The sequence below is a fragment of the Sphingopyxis sp. genome (genome assembly GCF_036402335.1).
Lineage (GTDB): Bacteria > Pseudomonadota > Alphaproteobacteria > Sphingomonadales > Sphingomonadaceae > Sphingopyxis.
Window position 1 is genome coordinate 1 of the sequence record NZ_DASWTD010000114.1, and the last position, 4,640, is coordinate 4,640.

The 4,640-nt window shown below is 67.5% G+C and carries 5 protein-coding genes; 2 read left to right on the forward strand and 3 right to left on the reverse strand.

Annotation, left to right across the window (positions count from 1 at the left end; genetic code table 11):
- Positions 1–163: 163 nt before the first annotated feature.
- Positions 164–571 (forward strand): peptide-methionine (R)-S-oxide reductase MsrB, encoded by a 408-nt coding sequence (msrB, locus tag VGD20_RS03370; RefSeq protein WP_331133096.1) that lies wholly within the window; start codon positions 164–166, stop codon positions 569–571.
- Between the two features lie 56 nt (positions 572–627).
- Positions 628–2,823 carry a transglycosylase domain-containing protein gene (locus tag VGD20_RS03375; protein WP_414714536.1) on the forward strand — a complete coding sequence of 732 codons (2,196 nt, stop codon included), beginning with the start codon at positions 628–630 and terminating at the stop codon, positions 2,821–2,823.
- 6 nt (positions 2,824–2,829) lie between these two features.
- Here VGD20_RS03375 and VGD20_RS03380 read toward each other — a convergent pair whose 3' ends face one another.
- From VGD20_RS03380 to VGD20_RS03390, 3 genes are read right to left on the reverse strand one after another with little or no spacing between them, the layout of a single operon-like run.
- On the reverse strand, positions 2,830–3,561 hold the full coding sequence (locus VGD20_RS03380) for a M48 family metallopeptidase (protein ID WP_331133097.1): 732 nt from the start codon (positions 3,559–3,561) through the stop codon (positions 2,830–2,832).
- A complete protein-coding gene (locus tag VGD20_RS03385; RefSeq protein WP_331133098.1) occupies positions 3,542–3,982 on the reverse strand; it encodes a YcgN family cysteine cluster protein in 441 nt (146 codons plus the stop codon). Before VGD20_RS03385 ends, VGD20_RS03380 begins: the two co-directional genes overlap by 20 nt.
- Complete coding sequence (locus tag VGD20_RS03390; protein ID WP_331133100.1) at positions 3,982–4,626, reverse strand: SCO family protein; 645 nt, start codon at positions 4,624–4,626, stop codon at positions 3,982–3,984. Before VGD20_RS03390 ends, VGD20_RS03385 begins: the two co-directional genes overlap by 1 nt.
- Between the last annotated feature and the right edge of the window lie 14 nt (positions 4,627–4,640).

Consider the following 4,640-nt stretch of genomic DNA (forward strand, 5'->3'; position numbering starts at 1 on the left):
CCATGACGGGCATGGCGTCACTTTTTCCGGCGTTGGTGCGAATGATGTCGCAGGCGACGCGAATCGAGCCACGCTGACACCCCCTTGCGATAGCGAGGCGCCGCGCCGATATTATAGCCAACAGCGATGGTGCCCCAAACGGCTCATCCGAAGGAGATCCTCCATGACCGATCCGAAAACCGAAAAGACGCTCGACCCGATGGCGCATCATGTGCTGCGCGAAGGCGGCACCGAGCGGGCGTTCACCGGCAAATATACCGATCACAAGGGCGACGGCATGTACCGCTGCGCCGGCTGCGGCGAACCCCTGTTCGACAGCCGCACCAAATATGACAGCGGATCGGGTTGGCCGAGCTATACCGCACCGGCCGAAGACGGTGCGGTCAGGGAGCTGACCGATACCAGCCATGGCATGGTCCGCACCGAAGTGCGCTGCGCCAGGTGCGAAGGCCATCTCGGCCATGTCTTCCCCGACGGCCCCGGGCCGACCGGCCTGCGCTATTGCATCAACAGCGCGGCGCTTGACTTCGAAGGTCGCGGGCAGGATGAGGCGTCAACCGGCAAGGACTGAAAACCTCCTTCCCGGACTGACGCATCAGGGGCGCAGTGAGGGAAGGAACACCGGCTTTGCGCCGTGAAAGACAGCAGGCTTCGTCGAATAAATCGTCATCGTCCAGCAAGCGCAGCGGCACGCCCGGCGGCGAGCCGCCGCGCTGGCTTGTGTGGCTGCGCCGTGCCATTCGCTGGGGCCTTGGCCTCGCGCTGGTCGGCCTCGTCGCGCTGGGCGTGGCGGTCGGCATCGCGGTGCAGCGCATGCCGAGCTTCGAAGAGCTCAAGAAATCGCCGGCGGGGCAGACGATCCGCGTCCGCGCCGCCGACGGCACGGTATTCCTGTCGCTCGGGCCCAATTACGGCCGCTGGCTGACCCTGCGCGAAACGCCGCAAGTGATGCAGGACGCGATGGTCGCGGTCGAGGATCGGCGCTTTCGCTATCACCCGGGGCTCGACCCCGTCGGCATGGCGCGCGCGGCGGTGGTCGCGCTCCAGAATCGCGGCAGCGGCCGGCGGCTTCAGGGCGCCTCGACGATCACCCAGCAGCTCGCGCGCAATATCTTCCTGTCGAACAGCTATGATTTCCGCCGCAAGGCGCGCGAAATGATCCTCGCGCTCGCGCTCGAATGGAAATTCTCGAAGGACGAGATCCTCGAACTCTATCTGAACAAGGTTTATTTCGGTGGCGGCAGCTATGGCATCGACGCCGCGTCGAACAGCTTCTTCGGGCATAGCGCGACCGAGATGTCGCTGTCCGAGGCGGCGGTGGTCGCCGGCCTCGTGAAAGCACCGTCGCGCTATTCGCCGACCGCCGATGCGCAAGCGGCGCTAGGCCGCGCCGGGGTCGTGCTCGACGTCATGGTCGACGCCGGGGTGATAACGCAGGCGCAGGCCGACAGCGCCGAGCCCGCGAATGTCCAGCTTGCGAAGGAAACCGGGCAGAATAGCGCGCGCTATTTCAGCGACTGGGCGCTGCCGCAGCTCGACATGCTGATCGACGAAGGCAGCGAGGCACTCGACGTCTATACCACCATCGACCTCGGCATGCAGCGCGCGGCGACCGCGGCGATCCAGGCCGACACGCCAAAGGGCGTGCAGGGCGCGCTCGTCTCGCTCGATCGCGACGGCGCGGTACGTGCGATGGTCGGCGGCACCGACTATGTCGCGTCGAACTACAACCGCGCGACGCAGGCGCTGCGCCAGCCGGGTTCGGCGTGGAAGCTGTTCGTCTATATGGCCGCGCTCGAGGCGGGCTATAAGGTCGACGACCAGGTGGTCGACGAGCCGGTAACGATCAACGGATGGTCGCCGCGCAATTCGTCGGGCCGTTTTGCCGGCGCGATGGACCTGCGCAGCGCCTTTGCCTATTCGGTCAACACGGTGGCGGCAAAGCTCGGCGACGACGTCGGCTTTTCCGCGGTCGCCAACATGGCGCGCCGCTTCGGCATCACCACCCCGGTCAACACCCATCCGTCGATGGTGCTCGGCAGCGCCGAAGTGCGCGTGATCGACATGACCGCCGCCTTTGCCGCGGTATCGCGCAAGGGCGTGTCGGTGCAGCCCTATGGCATTACCAAGGTGACGACCGCCGACGGCCGCCTCCTGTACCAGCGCCCCGCCGAGCGCGGGCAGGTGCTGGTCGACAACTGGGTCGCCGCGGGCATCACCGATCTGCTCCAGACCGCGGTCAACACCGGTACCGGCAAGGCGGCGCAGATCGGCCGCCCCGTTGCGGGCAAGACCGGCACGACGTCGAGCAACAAGGACGGCTGGTTCCTCGGTTTTTCGAGCGGGCTCACCACCGGCGTGTGGATGGGCCGCGACGATGCGAAGCCCGTGGGCGGATTGCAGGGCGGTCGTGCGCCGGCGAAGGCCTTCGCCGATTATATGCGCGTTGCGGTCGCGCGGCGCCCGGTCGAAGCATTCGATACCGAAGTCAAACTGCCCGAATGGCAACTCGAGGATGAGGGCGAGGCCTATATGGGCGAGCCGGGCGAAGGCGGACTGGTCGACGAGAACGGAATGCCGATCGAGCTGCCTTATGACAGCCGCCCGCCCGAGGGCGCCGCACCGCCTCCGCCGCCCGAAGACGGGCCGGTGCTCGACCAGCAATGGATCGAGGAGCAGACCGGACGGCGCGGCCCGGGCGACAATGGCGCGGTACCGAAAAACGGCGCGCAACCCAAAACGCCCGCCCCCCCGAAAGCCGCTCCGCCGGTCGTGAAGGCACCGGCGCCCGCCCGGACACCCCAGCCCGACGATTCGAACTGAGACCGGTCAGGCGGTGAAGCGATAGCGGTGGAGCCCGCGCCCTTCGCGGCGTAGCCAGCCGCGCGCGGCGGCGACGTCGCCGTCGTGCAATTGGTCGACCAGCGCATGGAACGCCGCGCCGTGGTCCATATGCTTCAGATGCGCGACCTCGTGCGCGACGGTCGCGCGGCGCACATGATCGGGCGCCATCACCAGCCGCCAGCTGTAACGCAGGTCGCCGACCGCCGTGCAGCTGCCCCAGCGGCTGCGCGGGTCGCCGACCCCGACACGGCCGACCGCCAGCCCTGCCGCCGCCGCGATGTCGCGGCTTTCGCGCTCCATAAGGTCGAGCGCCTGCCCTTTCAGCCAGCGTTCAACGCGCCGGCCGACCGTCTCGGCCGGACCGCCGACACGCAAGGCATCGTCTTCCAGGCGGATCGCGCGCGGCGCGGCCGGTGCCCAGTCGATATGCCGGTCGATACCGCGGAACGGCACCGACGCGCCGGGGCCGACAACCACCGGCAGCGCCGCCTTGCCAACCTGCTCGACCAGCCACGCCTGCTGCTCGCTGGCCCATTTCAGGGCCGCACGCTCGTTGGTACGGCGCGGGACCGTCAGCCGCAGTTCACCGCGCGCGCCGTCGAAGACGAGGCGATAGCGACGCGACTGGGCATGGCGCACCACGCGCACCGGCCATGCCTCGCCCCCCACCCAGATGTGCGGTCCCTCGGGCGCGAAGTCAGACGACGCGTTCGACAAGATGATTCTCGAGCGGCCCCGCCATGTCTTCGCCGACAGTCCAGCCGACAATCGACTCGCCCGCGCGATGCACCGCATCGCGATCGCCGCAGACGAGATAATGCCAGTCGGGCAGCGGTTCGCCCTCGGCGCGCAGGCGATAGGCGCAGGTCTGCGGCAGCCATTCGATGTCGGCAACCTTCGCCTTGGTCAGCGTCAGGCAATCGGGAACATGGCGACGGCGATGTTTGTAATCGCCGCAGCGCGCGGTGGTCAGGTCGAGCAGGCGGCACGCGACGTTGGTCGGATAGATGCGGCCCGTGTCCTCATCCTCCAGCTTGTGCAGGCAGCATTTGCCGCAGCCGTCGCACAAGGCTTCCCATTGCCCGGCGTCGAGGCTGGCGAGCGGCGCTTCCCAGAAGGGTTGCGCCTCGCGGGCCATTATTTGACCCATTTCGCCAGCTCGGCCGCGACCGCAGCAGGTGCGCCCTCGTCGATGTCGGACGACGGATCGTCGAGCGGCAGCAACGCGACAGGCTTGCCCGCCGGGTCCATCAGGAAAGCAAGCTGGCTGTGCGCCATCAGGTAACGGTCGGGTGCCGAGCCCTCGACCTTGTTGTAGGTGATGACATAGGCCTTGGCGACCGCGGCAATCTGTTCGGGCGTGCCGGTGAGACCGAGCAGGCGCGGGTGATAACGCGCGACAAAAGGTTTCAGCGCCGCGGGCGTGTCGCGCGCCGGGTCGACGGTGATGAAGAGCGGCACGACCCTGGCGCCGCGTGCCGCATCGGCCTTTTCGAACTGCGACAGGCCGCGCATCAGCTTCTGCAGGTCGACCGGGCAGATGTCGGGGCAGAAACTGTAGCCGAAATAGACAAGGCGGTATTTGCCAGCGAAATCACTGTCGCGAACCGTCTTGCCGTTCTGATCGGTAAGGGTAAAGGGGCCGCCGATGCGCGCGCCTTCGAGCGGCGGACGCGCCGGAGGCGCCTCGGCGGGCGCATTGCATCCGGCCAGCGCCGCGCCAAAAAGGAGGATCAGGCTTGCGCGGACAAGCTTTTGTCCCATATCTGCGATATTCATCATGCGGCCAGCCTTGG

What these genes read in the sequence shown, in the direction of transcription:
- msrB (WP_331133096.1), top strand. Translation starts at nt 164, where the DNA reads ATGACCGATCCGAAAACCGAAAAGACGCTCGACCCGATGGCGCATCAT.
- VGD20_RS03385 (WP_331133098.1), bottom strand. Translation starts at nt 3,982, where the DNA reads ATGGCCCGCGAGGCGCAACCCTTCTGGGAAGCGCCGCTCGCCAGCCTC.
- VGD20_RS03390 (WP_331133100.1), bottom strand. Translation starts at nt 4,626, where the DNA reads ATGATGAATATCGCAGATATGGGACAAAAGCTTGTCCGCGCAAGCCTG.